Consider the following 520-nt stretch of genomic DNA (forward strand, 5'->3'; position numbering starts at 1 on the left):
CCACCAGGGCGCGCACCAGGGCGGCGATCACCGCCGCGTGGGCCGGGTCAAGGCAGACGTCGGTGATGCGCACCTCCACGGTGGGCTGGTGCTCGCACACCCGCACGTCGAAGTACAGCATCCCGGCATCCAGCGGCACCCCGGTACTCAGCAGCGCCCGCTGGTGGCGTTCATAGCCCTGCACGGAGCCGAACACCTCGCTGGGCCCGGAGGTGGGCCAGCGCGACCACACCTGGTAGCGGTAGGAGCCGTACCCCGAGTCCTGGCCCGCCCAGAACGGGGAGTTCGCGCTCAGCGCCAGCAGGGTGGGCAGCCAGATGCGGATCCGGTCCACCACCGCCACGGCCTCCTCGGGCGAATCGATCTCCACATGCACGTGGAAACCGTTGGTCAGCTGCTCATCGGCGGTGATGCCGAACAATTCCTCCATCTTGCGGAAGCGGGGCTTGGGCACCAGGTGGGAGACCAGGCGCTGCGGCGGCAACGGCAGCGCCACCACCTGCCCGCCCACGTTCGCGGC

General features: G+C 70.2%; 1 protein-coding gene. It reads right to left on the bottom strand.

The window, feature by feature from the left end; genetic code table 11:
* On the bottom strand, nucleotides 1-499 hold a 499-nt coding region (locus JCM19049_RS17315; protein ID WP_306420841.1), incomplete at its 3' end, for a YbdK family carboxylate-amine ligase.
* Between the last annotated feature and the right edge of the window lie 21 nt (nucleotides 500-520).

This window comes from Arthrobacter sp. JCM 19049, from assembly GCF_001310435.1.